Here is a 14,404-nt window from a genome sequence, read left to right as displayed (position 1 = left end):
GCGGGTATCCTGCGGCTACGCCTCGGTGGCAATCCGCGGCCCGAGCCCCGTGTCCGAATCCGTGCTTCACCGCCCCCTGGAGAAACCGCCATGCGCGCCACGCTTGCATCACTCGCCCTGTTGCTGCCGCTGGCATTCACCGCATGCGCGACGCTGGGCGCCGGCGACGATCCGACCGCCGGGCTCAGCAACGCCGAGGTGCGCACCCGCACCGACAGCAGCGGCGACGTGATCGAGGAATACCGCGTCGCCGGCCAGTTGACCGTGGTCAAGATCACCCCGGCGCGCGGCCCGGTGTACTACCTGGTCGACAGCAACGGCGACGGCACCCTGGACAGCAGCAAGGGCGAGGGCCCGATCTCGCCGGTGCAGTACAAGCTGTTCGAGTGGTGACGGCGCGCGTCGACCGCCCCCGGGCAAGCCGCCGCTAGCCGCGCAGGCTGCTGAAACTCAAGTCGAGGCTCGGCCCCGCGCCGCCATCGGCCAGCGCCCAGACGACGGCCGCGATCAACACCACGGCGAGCATGCTGCGAACCACGCGTTCGGCTCGATCGAGCCGGGCCGGCTTTCCTGCGTTCATGGACGGATCCCCCTGTAACGAGGCCATGAAACGGCACGCCGCTGCGCTTGTCCTTGATGCCCATCACAGCCTGCATCACGGCGACCATGACGTTCACGGCCTGCGTCGCGCCCCTACTGATGACCAACGCATGCCGCACCCGTGCAAGGCCATTGACGCTGCCGATCGCGTCACGCGCGGGACGGGCCGCGCCGCACAAAAAAATCTCCGGCCGCCTGTCGATCCCGCGCCCGTCCGTTCGACGCACAGGTAAGGAGCCAGTTCCCGCTGCCGGATGGTCCGGCCGCCTGGCTGCCGCAGGAGCGAACGATGCGATTCATGGTGATGGTCAAGGCCACGGCCGATTCCGAAGCCGGGGTGATGCCCAGCGAGGAACTGCTGACGCAGATGGGCCAGTACAACGAGGAGCTGGTCAAGGCCGGGGTGATGCTGGCCGGCGAAGGCCTGCATCCGAGCTCGCGCGGCGCACGCGTGCGGTTCTCCGGCGCCAAACGCAGCGTGGTCGACGGGCCGTTCGCCGAGACCAAGGAGCTGGTCGCCGGCTTCTGGCTGATCCAGGTGAGATCGCTGGACGAGGCGATCGAATGGGTCAAGCGCTGCCCCAACCCGATGCCGGGCGACTCGGAGATCGAGATCCGCCAGGTGTTCGAGGCCGAGGACTTCGGCGCCGAGTTCACCCCGGAACTGCGCGAACAGGAAGAGCGACTGCGCGCTCAGGTCGAGGCCCGCCAGTAGGCGCACGCCGCAACACGGCGACGCCCCCACCCGAATCAGGAGACCCCCAATGCATATCGAACCTTACCTGTTCTTCAACGGCCGCTGCGACGAGGCGATCGAGTTCTACCGCAGCGCGCTCGGCGCCGAAGTGCTGATGCTGATGCGCTTCAAGGACAGCCCCGAACCGCCGCCACCGGGCGCGGCCGGTGCCGACAACGGCGACAAGGTCATGCACGCTTCATTCCGGATCGGCCAGACCACGCTGATGGTGTCCGATGGCCAGTGCGACGGCACGGTCGGTGCGAGCGAGTTTCGCGGCTTCTCGCTGTCGATCGCCGCCGACGACGCCGAGGACGCGCAGCGCCTGTTCGCCGCGTTGGCCGAGGGTGGGCAGGTGCAGATGCCGCTGGGTCCGACGTTCTTCTCGCCGCAGTTCGGCATGGTCGTTGACCGCTTCGGGGTGGGCTGGATGGTGATCGTCGCGCCGCCGGCGTGAGGCTGCCAGCGCAGGCTTGCACGGCCGCAACGACGATGCTCTGATCGGGCGCGATGACCGCGACCGACGCGCACGCGCACACCCATCGCACCATCGACGCGGTCTGGCGGATCGAGTCGCCGCGCCTGATCGCCGGATTGGCGCGCATGGTGCGCGACGTCGGCCTGGCCGAGGAGCTCGCGCAGGACGCGCTGGTGGCCGCGCTCGAACGCTGGCCGAGTTCGGGCGTGCCCGACAACCCGGGCGCGTGGTTGATGGCCACCGCCAAGCACCGCGCGATCGACCGCCTGCGCCGGCGCAAGCTGATCCAGCGCAAGCACGAGCAGCTCGGCCACGAACTGGAATTGCAGCAGGACCTGCGCGAAGAAGACCTCGTCGACAAGCTCGACGACGACATCGGCGACGACCTGCTGCGCTTGATGTTCACCGCCTGCCACCCGGCGCTGTCGCCGGAGGCGCGGATCGCGCTGACCCTGCGCCTGCTCGGCGGGCTGACCACCGACGAAATCGCGCGCGCGTTCCTGGTGCCCGAAGCGACCGTCGCCCAGCGCATCGTGCGCGCCAAGCGCACCCTGGCCGAGGCGCGGGTGCCGTTCGAGGTACCGCGCGGCGCGGAGTTCGACGCGCGCCTGGCCTCGGTGCTGCAGGTGCTCTACCTGGTGTTCAACGAAGGCTACGCGGCGACCGCCGGCGACGACTGGATGCGGCCGGGCCTGTGCGAGGACGCGCTGCGCCTGGGCCGGGTGCTGGCAGAACTGGTGCCGCGCCAGGCCGAGGCGCACGGGCTGGTCGCGCTGATGGAGATCCAGGCCTCGCGCATGCACGCGCGGGTCGGACTGCGCGGCGAGCCGGTGCTGCTGCTCGACCAGGACCGCTCGCGCTGGGACCGGTTGTTGATCGGCCGTGGCCTTGCCGCGCTGGAACGCGCCGAGCAACTCGGCGGCGCGCGCGGCCCGTACGCGCTGCAGGCCGCGATTGCCGCCTGCCACGTGCGCGCACGCACCGCCGACGACACCGATTGGGCGCGGATCGCCGCGCTGTACGACGCGCTCGCGCAGCTGGCACCGTCGCCGGTGGTCGAACTCAACCGCGCGGTCGCGCTGGCGATGGCGTTCGGCCCCGCCGCCGGACTGGAACTGGTCGAGACCCTGGCCGACGAACCGTCGCTGGCCAGCTACCACCTGCTGCCGAGCGTGCGCGGCGACCTGCTGTTCAAGCTCGGCCGCCGCGAGGAGGCGCGCGCCGAGTTCGCACGCGCCGCCGCGCTGACCCGCAACCTGCGCCAACGCGAGCTGCTGCTGGAGCGGGCCGCGGCGTGCGCGGGCGACGCGGCCGACGCGGGCGACTCGTAGGAGCGACTTCAGTCGCGACCCGCGTCCTCACCTGCGACGGTCGCGACTGAAGTCGCTCCTACGCGGGGAGGCGCACCACGCAGGAAGTCCGTCGCCCGCAGCAATCGCCGCGATACACCGCACCAGGCAGTCTCGGTCGCGAGGAACCTATGCGGGCGACAGGTTCGCGTAGGCGAGCACCAGCCACTTGCTGCCGGCGTCATCGAAATTGACCTGCACCCGCGCATGCGCGCCGACGCCCTCGTAATCGGTGACCGTGCCGGTGCCGAAGCTCGGGTGGCGCACGAACGCACCGAGCTTGACCGGCGGCGCCTCGATCGCGGCGTGGCCGTAGTCGCGCCGCGGCTGCGGGCTGAACATCGGCCGCGACACCTGCACCTTCGGCCGCACCTCGTGCAGCAGCGCCGGCGGGATCTCGCGCAGGAACCGCGACGGCACCCCGTACATGTCCTGGCCGTGGATGCGGCGCGACTCGGCGTAGCTGAGCACCAGCTTCTGCCGCGCGCGGGTGATGCCGACGTAGGCCAGGCGCCGCTCTTCCTCCAGCCGCCCGGGTTCCTCGGTCGACTTGCTGCTCGGGAACAGGCCTTCCTCCAGCCCGCCGAGGAACACCAGCGGAAACTCCAGGCCCTTGGCGCTGTGCAGCGTCATCAGTTGCACGCCGTCCTCGCCGGCCTGGGTCTGGCCCTCGCCGGCCTCGAGCGAGGCGTAACTGAGGAACGCGATCAGCTCCGGCATCGCCGCGGCGTCCTCCTCGTCGGCGCGGGTGAAGCGCGAGGCGACCGACACCAGTTCGTCGAGGTTCTCGGTGCGCGAATCGAGCTGGCCGCGCGACTCGTTGGCGTAGTGCTCGCGCAGGCCCGAGCGCGCGAGCACGTGGTCGATCTTCTCCGGCAGCGGCATCGGCGCGACTTCGCTGTCGAGCGAATCGACCAGGTTGACGAAGCCGACGATCGCGTTGCGCGCCCGCGCGGCGAGCACGTTCTCGCCGGTGACCCGGCGTGCGGCCTCCCACAGCGACAGCGCGTCGGCGCGCGCACGCCGGCGCACCTCGTCGAGCGTGCGTTCGCCGATGCCGCGCGCGGGCGTGTTGACCGCACGTTCGAACGCGGCATCGTCGCTGCGGTTGCCGATCAGGCGCAGGTAGGCGAGCGTGTCCTTGATCTCGGCGCGCTCGAAGAAGCGCTGGCCGCCGTACACGCGGTACGGCACCTGCTCGCCGATCAGTATTTCTTCGAACGCGCGCGATTGCGCGTTGCTGCGGTACAGGATCGCGACGTCGCCGTGGCTGCCGCCGTCGCGCACCCACTGGCGCAGGCGCTCGACCACGAAGCGCGCCTCGTCCATCTCGTTGTAGGCCGCGTACAGGTCGATCGCCTCGCCCACGCCGGTGTCGGTCCACAGCTTCTTGCCGAGGCGATCCGGGTTGTGCGCGATCACCGCGTTGGCGGCGTCGAGGATGTTGGCGCTGGAGCGGTAGTTCTGCTCGAGGCGGATGGTCTGCGCGGCGCTGCCGTCGGCACCGCCGAAATCCTTGAGGAAACGCTGCACGTTCTCGACCTTGGCGCCGCGCCAGCCGTAGATCGCCTGGTCGTCGTCGCCGACCACGAACACGCGCCCGGTGTCGCCGGCGAGCAGGCGCACGAAGCCGTACTGGATCGCATTGGTGTCCTGGAACTCGTCGACCAGGATCTCGCCGAAGCGGTGGCGGTAGTGCGCGAGCAGCGCGGCGTTGTCGCGCAGCAGTTCGTGCGCGCGCAGCAGCAGCTCGGCGAAGTCGACCAGGCCGGCGCGCTCGCAGCGCTCCTGATAGGCCTCGTAGGCGCGGCGCATGGTGTCCGCCCACGGGTCGTCGCTGGACTGCAGGTGTTGCGGGCGTCGGCCCTCGTCCTTCTGCGCGTTGATCCACCACGCGATCTGGCGCGGCGGGAAACGCACGTCGTCGAGTTCCAGCGCCTGCACCACGCGCTTGACCAGGCGCAGCTGGTCGTCCGAATCGAGCACCTGGAAGCTTTCGGGCAATTTCGCGTCCTGCCAGTGCAGGCGCAGCAGGCGGTGGGCGAGGCCGTGGAAGGTGCCGATCCACATGCCGCGCGCGCCGCGCGGCAACTGCGCCTCGACGCGGTGGCGCATCTCGCCGGCGGCCTTGTTGGTGAACGTGACCGCGAGGATGCCGTGGGTCGGCACGCCGAACACCTCATGCAGCCAGGCGATGCGGTGGGTCAGCACGCGGGTCTTGCCGGAACCGGCGCCCGCGAGCACGAGATAATGGCCCGGAGCCGCGCTGACGGCCTCGCGCTGGGCGGGGTTCAGTGCGTCGAGCAGATGCGATACGTCCATCGGTGCATTGTAGCGGCGGGCTCACGGGAACCTTGCGCGGTGTCGCGCCTCAAAGAGCCTGTCGACGCGATTGGCACAAGCCGCGGTGCTGCTGCAGGAGTGCCTCCCTGAATCTGTCCGGAAACCGGTGTGGAAGCTTTCGTAGATCCGAGCCTGCTCGGATTGCTTTCCGACCGGCCTGAGAAGCGATCCGAGCAGGCTCGGATCTACACACACCCTTAGGCCGGGCCTGCTCCTGGCGTTAACGGAGCCTCGCCATGAATCCCCGCTGGCCATTGCTGCTCGTGCTCGCCGGGGCCGCCATTTATCCGGCGAAGGCCGCGGAGGCGTCGGCCGTCGAAACGCCGGCCATCCCTGGCACCGTGCGCAACGACGAGCGCGTGCTGCGCGCCGGCGCCAGCGAACTGCGGGTCAGCGTGGTCGACGCGCCTGATCGCCCAATCGATCCCGCGCGCGCCGCGGAGCTGCAGCGCTGGCTCGCGCAGACCGCCGAATCGACCCTGGCCGCGTTCGGGCGCTTCCCGTTGCCGCAGGCGCGGGTGCGCATCGAACAGATCGACAGCCGCGACCGCAGCCCGGTGCCGTGGGGGCAGACCTCGCGCCGCGATGGCGTCGCGGTGCTGCTGTACGTGCGCGCCGACGCGGGCCTGAGCGAATTGCGCGAGGACTGGACCGCCGCGCACGAACTGGCGCACCTGTTCCATCCCTACCTCGGCGGCGACGGCCGCTGGCTCGCGGAAGGGCTGGCGAGCTACTACCAGAACGTGCTGCGCGCGCGGGTCGGACTGCTCGAGCCGGCGCAGGCGTGGCAGGAACTCGACGCCGGCTTCGCACGCGGCCGACGCGAGGCCAGCGGCGCGCGCCTGGACGAACTCAGCCGCCGCCACCGCGGCACGATGCGGGTCTACTGGGCCGGCGCTGCGTACTGGCTGGAGGCTGACCTCGCCCTGCGCCGCGAGCATGCCAGCAGCCTCGACGCGGCGCTGTCGCAGTACGCGCGCTGCTGCCTGCGCGGCACCGGCCTGGTCGAGCCGGCGGCGTTCGTGGCGCAGCTGGACGCGATCGCCGGCGGCGAGGTCTTCCAGCGCCTGTACCGGCGCTATGCCGCCTCGCGCGAGTTTCCACCGCTGGACGCGGCCTACGCGGCGCTCGGCCTGGAAACGCGCGACGGCGTGCTGAAGTTCTCGAACCGGCCCGATGCGGTCCGCCTGCGCCGCGCGTTGATGGGCCGGAGGCCGGCTCTGAGGCCGGACGCGCCATGAGGCCGGGCGCCCGGCGTTGATCGATCAGCGCTCCCTGCGCGGTTCGCTTTCGCGCCTGGCCGATGGATCGGGCTTGCGCGCTCAGCCGTCGCGCAGCGCCTGCACGCCCAGTTGCGCGAGCACGTCGGCCATGCGTCCGGCCTGGCGGGCCTGGTCGCTGGAGGCGTTGCCCTGCTGCGCGCGTTTGGCCACGCCCTGGGCGATCGCGGCGAGGCGGAAGAAGCTGAATGCCAACACGAAGGGCCAATCCGTATCGACGCGGGTGCCGCTGAGTTCGCTGTAGCGGCGCAGCAGCGCGGCCTCGTCGGGGATGCCGAGCGCGGCGCGGTCGGTGCCTGCCAAGCCCGGCAGCGGCGGCTGCCCGGGCAGGCGCAGCGCCATGCACAGGTAGCCCAGGTCGGCGAGCGGGTGGCCGAGCGTCGACAGCTCCCAGTCCATCAGCGCCAGCACGCGCGGCGCATCGGCGGCGAACATCAGGTTGTCGACCCGGTAGTCGCCGTGCACCAGCGCGACGCGGCCGTCGTCGGCCGGGCAGCGCGCGGGCAGCTCGAGCAGCAGCGTCTCCATGGCCGCGATGGCCTGGGTTTCGCTGGCGCGGTACTGCTCGCTCCAGCGCGCGAGCTGGCGCGCGAAGTAGTTGCCGGGCTTGCCGTAGCCGCCCAGGCCGACCGCATCGACGTCGACCGCGTGCAGCGCCGCGAGCGTGGCGACGATCGCCTCGTAGTGCGCGCCGCGTGACGCGGGGTCGAGCTCCGGCAGCGCCGGATCCCAGAACACGCGGCCGTCGACGTGCTCCATCAGGTAGAACATCGAGCCGATCACCGACTCGTCGCTGCACAGGTGCAGGGCGCGCGCGACCGGCACCGCGCTGCCGTGCAGCGCGCGCAGCACGCGGAACTCGCGGTCGACCGCGTGCGCCGACGGCAGCAGCGCGCCCGGCGGCTTGCGGCGCAGCACGTAACGGCCGCTGGCCGCGTCGATGCGGTAGGTCGGGTTGGATTGCCCGCCTTTGAACTTGCTCGCGGTCAGCGGCCCGCGGAAGCCCTCGACGTGCTGGGCGAGGTAGTCGGCGAGCACGGCCTCGGGCAACGCGAACGCATCGGCGCTCATTCGCTCAGGCCTTCAGCATCGAGCGCGCGAGCGACGCGATGTGCACCTCGTCCGGCCCATCGGCCAGGCGCAGCGCACGCGCGCTCGCATAGGCATGGGCGAGGAAGTGGTCCTGCGACAGGCCGCCGGCGCCGTGCAGCTGGATCGCGCGGTCGATCACCGCGCAGGCCATCGCCGGGGCGACGACCTTGATCATCCCGATCAGGTCGCGCGCGCCCTTGTTGCCGTGCGCGTCGAGCGCCGCGGCGGCCTGCAGGGTCAGCAACCGCGCCTGCTCGATCTCGCAGCGCGAGGCCACGATCATCTGCTGGGCCATGCCGTGCGCGCCCAGCGGCTGGCCGAACGCGACCCGGCTGCGCGCGCGTTCGAGCATCGCCTCGAGCGCGCGCTGCGCCAGGCCAATCAGGCGCATGCAGTGGTGGATGCGGCCGGGACCGAGCCGCGCCTGCGCGATCTCGAAGCCGCGGCCTTCGCCGTGCAGCAGGTTCGCGACCGGCACCCGCACCTGCTCGAACTGCAGCTCGACGTGGCCATGCGGCGCGTCGTCGTAGCCGAACACCTGCAGCGGCCGCACGACGCGCACGCCGGGCGCGTCCATCGGCACCAGCAGCATCGACTGGCGGCGATGCGGCGCGGCGTCCGGGTCGGTCACGCCCATCACGATCAGCAGCGCGCAGCGCGGGTCGCCGGCGCCGGTGGTCCACCACTTGCGGCCGTCGAGCACGTAGTCGTCGCCGTCGCGGCGGAAGCGCATCGCGATGTTGGTGGCGTCGGACGAGGCGACCTCCGGCTCGGTCATCGCGAACGCGGAGCGGATCGTGCCGTCGAGCAGCGGCGCCAGCCAGCGCGTCTGCTGTTCGGGGCTGCCGAACTGTGCGAGCACCTCGATGTTGCCGGTGTCCGGCGCGCCGCAGTTGAAGATCTCGGGCGCGATCAGCGAGCGGCCCATCTGTTCGGCCAGCGGCGCGTACTCGAGGTTGCTGAGACCGGCGCCGTGCTGAGGATCGGGCAGGAACAGATTCCACAAGCCCTCGGCGCGCGCCTGCGCCTTCAGCGCTTCCAGCTGCGGCGGCGGCGTCCAGCGCGTGGCGGGGTCGGCGGCCCAGGCCGCGAGCCCGGCTTCGGCCGGCAGCACATTCGCGGCCATGAACGCGGCCAGCCGGGCGCCGAGCGCGCGGCTGCGGTCACTTTGCGGGAAGAGCTGGGACTGCGGGAACAGCGTCGCGCCCGCCATGGTCAGGCGTCCTGCGCGATCGATACGCCCGGCAGCGACAGGATGTAGTCGGCGCCCATCAGCTGCGATGGCGTGCGGTAACCGGGGGCCGCGCCGCCGCCGAGCAGGTGTTCGACGATGCCCAGCGACGCGGTTACCGTCAGCGTGTAGCCGTTGGGAACCACGAGGTGGCGCTGGCACTGCGCGCCGCCGGGTGCGCTGACTTCGCCCCAGACATGGGTCACGGTCGCGGCGCGCTTGTCGTCCGACGGCCCGCGCACCGAGCGCGCCACGCCGCGCTTGAGGAAGCCCTGCACCAGCGACGTGCCCAGCAGCGGCCCGAGCAGGCGCAGCCGCCGCATCCGCGCGATCGTCGCCGGCGGCACGCCCATGTAGACCTCGACGTTGGGGATGCCGGTGCTGACGGTCGCGGTATAGACATCGCCCCACGGGATCGTCATCGCGCTGCGCGCCTGGCCATCGCGGATGAACGTGCGGGTCTTCCACGCCAGCGGCACGCGTTGCAGCACGCCGTCGATGCGCGCGCGCCCGCCCTTGCCCAGGCCTTCGACGCTGGTCTTGGCGGTGCCCGGGCTGGGGCCGCCGCCGGCCTCGAACGCGAGCACCAGGTGGGTCGCGGTCGGCAGTTCGCGCTTGAGCTGCGCGGCCAGGCAATCGGTCGGCACCACGTCGAAGCCGGCGCCGGGCAGCACCACGATGCCGCGTTCGCGCGCGCGCGCGTCCTGCGCGTGGCAGTGGGCGAACACGTCGATCTCGCCGGTGATGTCGAGGTAGTGCGCGCCGGCGGCCAGGCAGCCCTCGAGCATCGGCGCGCTGGTCGCCGAGAACGGCCCGGCGCAATGCAGCACCAGGCCGATGCCGGCGAGCCCGGCGGCCACCGCCGCGGCATCATCGAGGTCGAAGCGGCGGTGGCTGAAGCCCAGTTGCTGCGCAAGCGCCGCGACGTCCGCGCTGCGTCCGGCCAACACCGGCGCCAGCCCGCGCCGCTGCGCCTCGAGCGCGATCAGGCGGCCGGTGTAGCCGTTGGCGCCGTAGATCATCCACTGCATCGTGCGACTCCTTCGAAATTGTCATTTGCAGCCGCAGCTCCTGTAGGAGCGGCTTCAGCCGCGAGCTCTTGCGTTGTACGACGTTTGCTCGAGAAAAAACTCGCGGCTGAAGCCGCTGCTGCCGGGCAGGCCGCTGGCGCCAGCGTCATCGCGAGGCGCGCGGCGCGACCTGCGCCATCAATCGGCGGAAATACAGCGACGGGAACCAGCGCCGCACGCGCCAGCGCGCGGCCACGCCGCGGGTCGGCAGGATCAGGAACTGGCCGCGCCCGGATGCGGCGAAGATCTTGTCGGCAACATCGTCGAGCGTGTCGGCGCTGCGCGTCATCATCTTCGCGGCGTGGCCTTTCATGCGCTCGCTGCCGCGCCAGTTCTGCAGCAGGTTGGTCTGGAAAAACGCCGGGCACGCGACCGACACCGCCACGCCGCTGCCGTGCAGCTCCGCGCGCAGCTGTTCCGACAACGTCAGCACGCCGCCCTTGGCGACCCCGTAGCTCATGATCGACGGAGCGCCGGCCAGCGCCGCGAACGAGGCGATGTTGAGGATCCGCCCAGACTTCCGCGCGAGCATCCCCGGCAGGAACGCCTGGCAACCGCGCACCACGCCTAGCACGTTGACCTCGAGCAGTTCGCGCCATTCGGCCATGCTGCTTTCCAGCAACGTGCCGCCGCTGGCGATGCCGGCGTTGTTGACCAGCACGTCGACCCCGCCCCATTGCGCCAGCACCGCGTCGCGCAGCGCCACCATCGATGCATCGCTGCCGACATCGGCGGTGAACGCGGCGTGGCCGCTGCCGGGCAGCGACGCGCATGCGGCCTGCGCTCGCTCGCCGTCCAGGTCGACGCAGGCCACCGCGTCGCCGCGCGCGGCATGGCGCTGCGCCAGCGCCAGCCCGAGGCCGCTGCCCGCGCCGGTGATCAGGACCCTGCGTGCCGCCATGTCGTCGCCTCGCCGATGCGGCATCCTAGGTCGGACACCCTGCCCAGGCCTGCACCATGACACAGCCCGACTTGTTCGATCTAGCCGGAAAAACCGCGCTCGTGACCGGCGCCTCGCGCGGCATCGGCGAGGCGGTCGCGCGGCTGCTCGCCGGCTGGGGCGCACACGTGGTGATCAGCAGCCGCCAGCTCGACGCCTGCGAACAGGTCGCCGCCTCGATCCGCGCCGACGGCGGCGCCGCAACCGCGATCGCCGCGCACATCGGCGAGCCCGAGGCGATCGAGGCGCTGTTCGCCGCGCTCGACGCGCGCGATCTCGTGCCCGACATCCTGGTCAACAACGCCGCGACCAACCCGCACTTCGGTCCGATGTGCGAACAGTCGCTGGCGAGCTTCGAGAAGACCGTCGACGTCAACCTGCGCGGCTACTTCTGGATGACGGTGCAGGCGGCCCAGCGCATGACGCGGGTCGGGCGCGGCGGGCGCGGCGGTGCGATCGTCAACGTCGCCTCGGTCAACGCCCGTCGCAGCGCCCCGGGCCAGGGCGTGTACTCGATGACCAAGGCCGGGATCGTGTCGCTGACCGAGGGCTTCGCCAAGGAACTCGGCCCGCAGGGCGTGCGCGTCAACGCGGTGCTGCCGGGACTGACCGACACCAAGTTCGCCGGCGCGCTGACCTCGAACGAGAAGATCCTCAAGACGATGCTGCAGCTGATCCCGCTCGGACGGGTGGCACAGCCGGACGAAATCGCGCCGATGATCGCGTTCCTGTGCACGCCGGCCGCCGGCTACGTGACCGGTGCTGCGTTCACGGTCGACGGCGGGTACCTCGCCTAGCGACGAGGCTCCCGCGCCACAGCCAGCCAAGGCCCGGATCCAGGGGCATGCGTCGCTGCGGGTAGGGATGGGTCCCGCTCGGAGGTCGAACCGCGGCGTCGCGCCAGGCGTTTGCCGCCGGGCGCCCGGGCGCTGCGCTTACACTCGGGCCTGGTTCCACAGCCGCCTTCGCCATGACCCGACTCCGCTTCGCGCCCGCCCTCGCCGTCGCGCTCACCGCCTTGAGCCTTATGCCCGCCGCCTTCGCCGACACGCCCACCACGACCCCGCCCGGCAAGCTCACGCTCGAAGCGCTCGCCGGCGACGCGCCGCTGTCCGGGCCGAGCCTGGTCAAACCCAAGATCGCCCCCGACGGCAGCCGGGTGACGTTCCTGCGCGGCAAGCCCGACGACAAGAACCGCCTCGACCTGTGGGCCTATGACATCGCCAGCGGCCAGACCGCGCGGCTGGTCGACGCCGACGTGGTACTGCCCGGGGTCGAAGTGCTCAGCGACGAGGAGAAGGCGCGCCGCGAACGCCAGCGCACCGCCGCGCTGAGCGGCATCGTCGACTACCACTGGGCGCCCGATGCGCAGTCGCTGCTGTTCCCACTCGGCGGGCAGCTGTACCTGTACGACCTGCGCAAGTCCGGCTTGGAGGCGGTGCGCAAGCTCACCGACGGCGAAGGTTTCGCCACCGACCCGAAACTGTCGCCGAAAGGCGGCTTCGTTAGCTTCATCCGCGACCGCAACCTGTGGGTGATCGACCTGGCGACCGGCAAGCCGGCGCAGCTGACCTTCGACGGCAGTGCGGTGATCGGCAACGGCGTCGCCGAGTTCGTCGCGGACGAGGAGATGGGCCGCCACACCGGTTACTGGTGGGCACCCGACGACAGCGCGATCGCGTTCGCGCGCATCGACGAAACCCCGGTTCCGGTGCAGAAGCGCTACGAGGTCTACCCCGATCGCACCGACGTGGTCGAGCAGCGCTACCCGGCCGCCGGCGACAAGAACGTGCTGGTCAAGCTCGCCGTGATCGCACCGAAGGCCGGCGCCAAGCCGCGCTGGATCGACCTGGGCAAAGGTGAGCCTACTAACGGCGCCGACATCTACCTGGCGCGCGTCGACTGGCGCGACCCGCAGCACCTGACCTTCCAGCGCCAGTCGCGCGACCAGAAACGGCTCGAACTGATCGAGACCGAACTCAAGACCGGCAAGCAACGCACCCTGGTCAGCGAGACCGCGAAGACCTGGGTGTCGCTGCACGACAACCTGCGCTTCCTTGCCGACGGCCGCTTGCTGTGGGGCAGCGAGCGCAGCGGCTACGAGCATCTGTATCTCATCGCCGCCGACGGCACCGCTACCGCGCTGACCGCGGGCGACTGGCCGGTCGACAGCGTGCTCGCGGTCGACGAAGCCGCCGGCCAGGTCTACTTCAGCGCCGGCAAGGACTCGCCGCTGGACATGCAGGTCTACCGCGTGCCGCTGGCTGGCGGCGCGGTCGAGCGTTTGTCGAAGCCCGACGGCATGCACGCGGCGACGTTCGCCAAGAACGCCAGCGTCTATGTCGACAGCTGGTCGAACCCGGCCACGCCGCCGCAGCTGACCCTGCACCGCAACGACGGCAGCCTGATCGCGCCGCTGCTCGCCAACGACCTCGCCGACCCCGCGCACCCGTACGCACCGTACAAGGCCGCGCATAGACCAATCGAGTTCGGCACCCTGGCCGCCGCCGACGGCCAGACCGAACTGCACTACAGCGTGATCAAGCCGGCCGGCTTCGACGCCCGCAAGCGCTACCCGGTGGTGGTCTTCGTCTACGGCGGCCCGGCGTCGCAGACCGTCAAGCGCAGCTGGGCGCCCGACCTCAACCAGTACCTGGCCCAGCACGGCTACGTGGTGTTCTCGCTCGACAACCGCGGCACCCCGCGCCGCGGCGCGGCTTTCGGCGGCGCGCTGTACGGCAAGCAGGGCACGGTCGAGGTCGCCGACCAGCTGCAGGGGGTGGCGTGGCTGAAGTCGCAGCCGTGGGTCGATGGCCAGCGCATCGGCGTGTACGGCTGGTCCAACGGCGGCTACATGACCCTGATGCTGCTCGCGCAGGCGCCCGACGCGTACGCCTGCGGCGTCGCCGGCGCGCCGGTCAGCGACTGGGCGCTGTACGACACCCACTACACCGAGCGCTACATGAACCTGCCGGCGGCGAACGTCGAGGGCTACAAGACCGCGCGCGTGCTCGAGCACGTCGACGGTCTGGTCGGTGCCGATGCGCCGAAGCTGCTGCTGATCCACGGCATGGCCGACGACAACGTGCTCTTCAGCAACTCCACGGTGCTGATGAGCGCGCTGCAGCAACGCGGCCAGCCGTTCGAGCTGATGACTTACCCCGGCGCGAAGCACGGCCTCAAGGGCAAGGACCTGCTGCACCGGCTGCACATCACCCAGGGGTTCTTCGACCGCTGCCTCAAGCCCGCGCCCTGACCCACGCCCGCGGGCGACGTGACCTTCGG

General features: G+C 71.1%; 13 protein-coding genes. 7 read left to right on the top strand and 6 right to left on the bottom strand.

The window, feature by feature from the left end; all coding sequences use genetic code 11:
* Positions 1-90 precede the first annotated feature (90 nt).
* Complete coding sequence (locus ACFQZQ_RS05575; protein ID WP_386811709.1) at positions 91-393, top strand: DUF2782 domain-containing protein; 303 nt, start codon at positions 91-93, stop codon at positions 391-393.
* 34 nt (positions 394-427) lie between these two features.
* Here the strand turns inward: ACFQZQ_RS05575 and ACFQZQ_RS05570 are convergent, their stop codons facing one another.
* Entirely contained in the window at positions 428-580 is a 153-nt protein-coding gene (locus ACFQZQ_RS05570) for a hypothetical protein (protein ID WP_386811707.1), read from the bottom strand.
* 309 nt (positions 581-889) lie between these two features.
* Here ACFQZQ_RS05570 and ACFQZQ_RS05565 point away from each other — a divergent pair, with 309 nt between their 5' ends.
* From ACFQZQ_RS05565 to ACFQZQ_RS05555, 3 genes are read left to right on the top strand one after another with little or no spacing between them, the layout of a single operon-like run.
* A complete protein-coding gene (locus ACFQZQ_RS05565; RefSeq protein WP_386811705.1) occupies positions 890-1,315 on the top strand; it encodes a YciI family protein in 426 nt (141 codons plus the stop codon).
* A 49-nt stretch (positions 1,316-1,364) separates the two neighbouring features.
* On the top strand, positions 1,365-1,793 hold the full coding sequence (locus ACFQZQ_RS05560) for a VOC family protein (protein ID WP_386811703.1): 429 nt from the start codon (positions 1,365-1,367) through the stop codon (positions 1,791-1,793).
* Between the two features lie 53 nt (positions 1,794-1,846).
* A complete protein-coding gene (locus tag ACFQZQ_RS05555) occupies positions 1,847-3,145 on the top strand; it encodes an RNA polymerase sigma factor (RefSeq protein ID WP_386811702.1) in 1,299 nt (432 codons plus the stop codon).
* 147 nt (positions 3,146-3,292) lie between these two features.
* On the opposite strand, the gene uvrD is transcribed toward ACFQZQ_RS05555, so the two are convergent.
* On the bottom strand, positions 3,293-5,485 hold the full coding sequence (gene uvrD, locus ACFQZQ_RS05550) for a DNA helicase II (RefSeq protein ID WP_386811701.1): 2,193 nt from the start codon (positions 5,483-5,485) through the stop codon (positions 3,293-3,295).
* Between the two features lie 257 nt (positions 5,486-5,742).
* Between uvrD and ACFQZQ_RS05545 the strand changes: the two genes are divergently transcribed.
* Entirely contained in the window at positions 5,743-6,747 is a 1,005-nt protein-coding gene (locus ACFQZQ_RS05545; protein WP_386811700.1) for a M61 family metallopeptidase, read from the top strand.
* 81 nt (positions 6,748-6,828) lie between these two features.
* Here the strand turns inward: ACFQZQ_RS05545 and ACFQZQ_RS05540 are convergent, their stop codons facing one another.
* From ACFQZQ_RS05540 to ACFQZQ_RS05525, 4 genes are all read right to left on the bottom strand, one after another.
* Positions 6,829-7,857, bottom strand: coding sequence for a phosphotransferase family protein (locus tag ACFQZQ_RS05540; protein ID WP_386811699.1), 1,029 nt, complete (start codon positions 7,855-7,857; stop codon positions 6,829-6,831).
* Between the two features lie 4 nt (positions 7,858-7,861).
* Positions 7,862-9,091: an acyl-CoA dehydrogenase family protein gene (locus tag ACFQZQ_RS05535; protein ID WP_386811698.1), complete on the bottom strand. Its 1,230-nt coding sequence runs from the start codon at positions 9,089-9,091 to the stop codon at positions 7,862-7,864.
* A gap of 2 nt (positions 9,092-9,093) precedes the next feature.
* Positions 9,094-10,140: a saccharopine dehydrogenase family protein gene (locus ACFQZQ_RS05530; RefSeq protein WP_386811697.1), complete on the bottom strand. Its 1,047-nt coding sequence runs from the start codon at positions 10,138-10,140 to the stop codon at positions 9,094-9,096.
* Positions 10,141-10,285: 145 nt separating this feature from the next.
* Positions 10,286-11,080 (bottom strand): SDR family NAD(P)-dependent oxidoreductase, encoded by a 795-nt coding sequence (locus ACFQZQ_RS05525; protein ID WP_386811696.1) that lies wholly within the window; start codon positions 11,078-11,080, stop codon positions 10,286-10,288.
* 56 nt (positions 11,081-11,136) lie between these two features.
* On the opposite strand from ACFQZQ_RS05525, the gene ACFQZQ_RS05520 reads away from it, so the two are divergent.
* Together ACFQZQ_RS05520 and ACFQZQ_RS05515 are read left to right on the top strand one after the other, a co-directional pair.
* Positions 11,137-11,916, top strand: coding sequence for a glucose 1-dehydrogenase (locus tag ACFQZQ_RS05520; RefSeq protein ID WP_386811695.1), 780 nt, complete (start codon positions 11,137-11,139; stop codon positions 11,914-11,916).
* A gap of 173 nt (positions 11,917-12,089) precedes the next feature.
* Positions 12,090-14,375, top strand: a complete 2,286-nt coding sequence (locus ACFQZQ_RS05515; protein WP_386811694.1) for a S9 family peptidase — start codon at positions 12,090-12,092, stop codon at positions 14,373-14,375.
* The last annotated feature ends 29 nt before the right edge of the window (positions 14,376-14,404 follow it).

Origin of the sequence: Lysobacter koreensis, assembly GCF_042677045.1 — a bacterium.
In the GTDB taxonomy this organism is placed as follows: Bacteria; Pseudomonadota; Gammaproteobacteria; order Xanthomonadales; family Xanthomonadaceae; genus Lysobacter_K; species Lysobacter_K koreensis.
Note: the sequence above shows the minus strand (reverse complement) of the source record. Positions and strands in the feature narration are given on the sequence as shown.

Coding starts and splice junctions, on each gene's coding strand:
- ACFQZQ_RS05545 (WP_386811700.1), top strand. CDS start 5,743: ATGAATCCCCGCTGGCCATTGCTGCTCGTGCTCGCCGGGGCCGCCATT.
- ACFQZQ_RS05525 (WP_386811696.1), bottom strand. CDS start 11,080: ATGGCGGCACGCAGGGTCCTGATCACCGGCGCGGGCAGCGGCCTCGGG.
- ACFQZQ_RS05570 (WP_386811707.1), bottom strand. CDS start 580: ATGAACGCAGGAAAGCCGGCCCGGCTCGATCGAGCCGAACGCGTGGTT.
- ACFQZQ_RS05540 (WP_386811699.1), bottom strand. CDS start 7,857: ATGAGCGCCGATGCGTTCGCGTTGCCCGAGGCCGTGCTCGCCGACTAC.
- ACFQZQ_RS05515 (WP_386811694.1), top strand. CDS start 12,090: ATGACCCGACTCCGCTTCGCGCCCGCCCTCGCCGTCGCGCTCACCGCC.
- ACFQZQ_RS05560 (WP_386811703.1), top strand. CDS start 1,365: ATGCATATCGAACCTTACCTGTTCTTCAACGGCCGCTGCGACGAGGCG.
- ACFQZQ_RS05565 (WP_386811705.1), top strand. CDS start 890: ATGCGATTCATGGTGATGGTCAAGGCCACGGCCGATTCCGAAGCCGGG.
- ACFQZQ_RS05575 (WP_386811709.1), top strand. CDS start 91: ATGCGCGCCACGCTTGCATCACTCGCCCTGTTGCTGCCGCTGGCATTC.
- ACFQZQ_RS05555 (WP_386811702.1), top strand. CDS start 1,847: ATGACCGCGACCGACGCGCACGCGCACACCCATCGCACCATCGACGCG.
- ACFQZQ_RS05535 (WP_386811698.1), bottom strand. CDS start 9,091: ATGGCGGGCGCGACGCTGTTCCCGCAGTCCCAGCTCTTCCCGCAAAGT.
- ACFQZQ_RS05530 (WP_386811697.1), bottom strand. CDS start 10,140: ATGCAGTGGATGATCTACGGCGCCAACGGCTACACCGGCCGCCTGATC.
- ACFQZQ_RS05520 (WP_386811695.1), top strand. CDS start 11,137: ATGACACAGCCCGACTTGTTCGATCTAGCCGGAAAAACCGCGCTCGTG.
- uvrD (WP_386811701.1), bottom strand. CDS start 5,485: ATGGACGTATCGCATCTGCTCGACGCACTGAACCCCGCCCAGCGCGAG.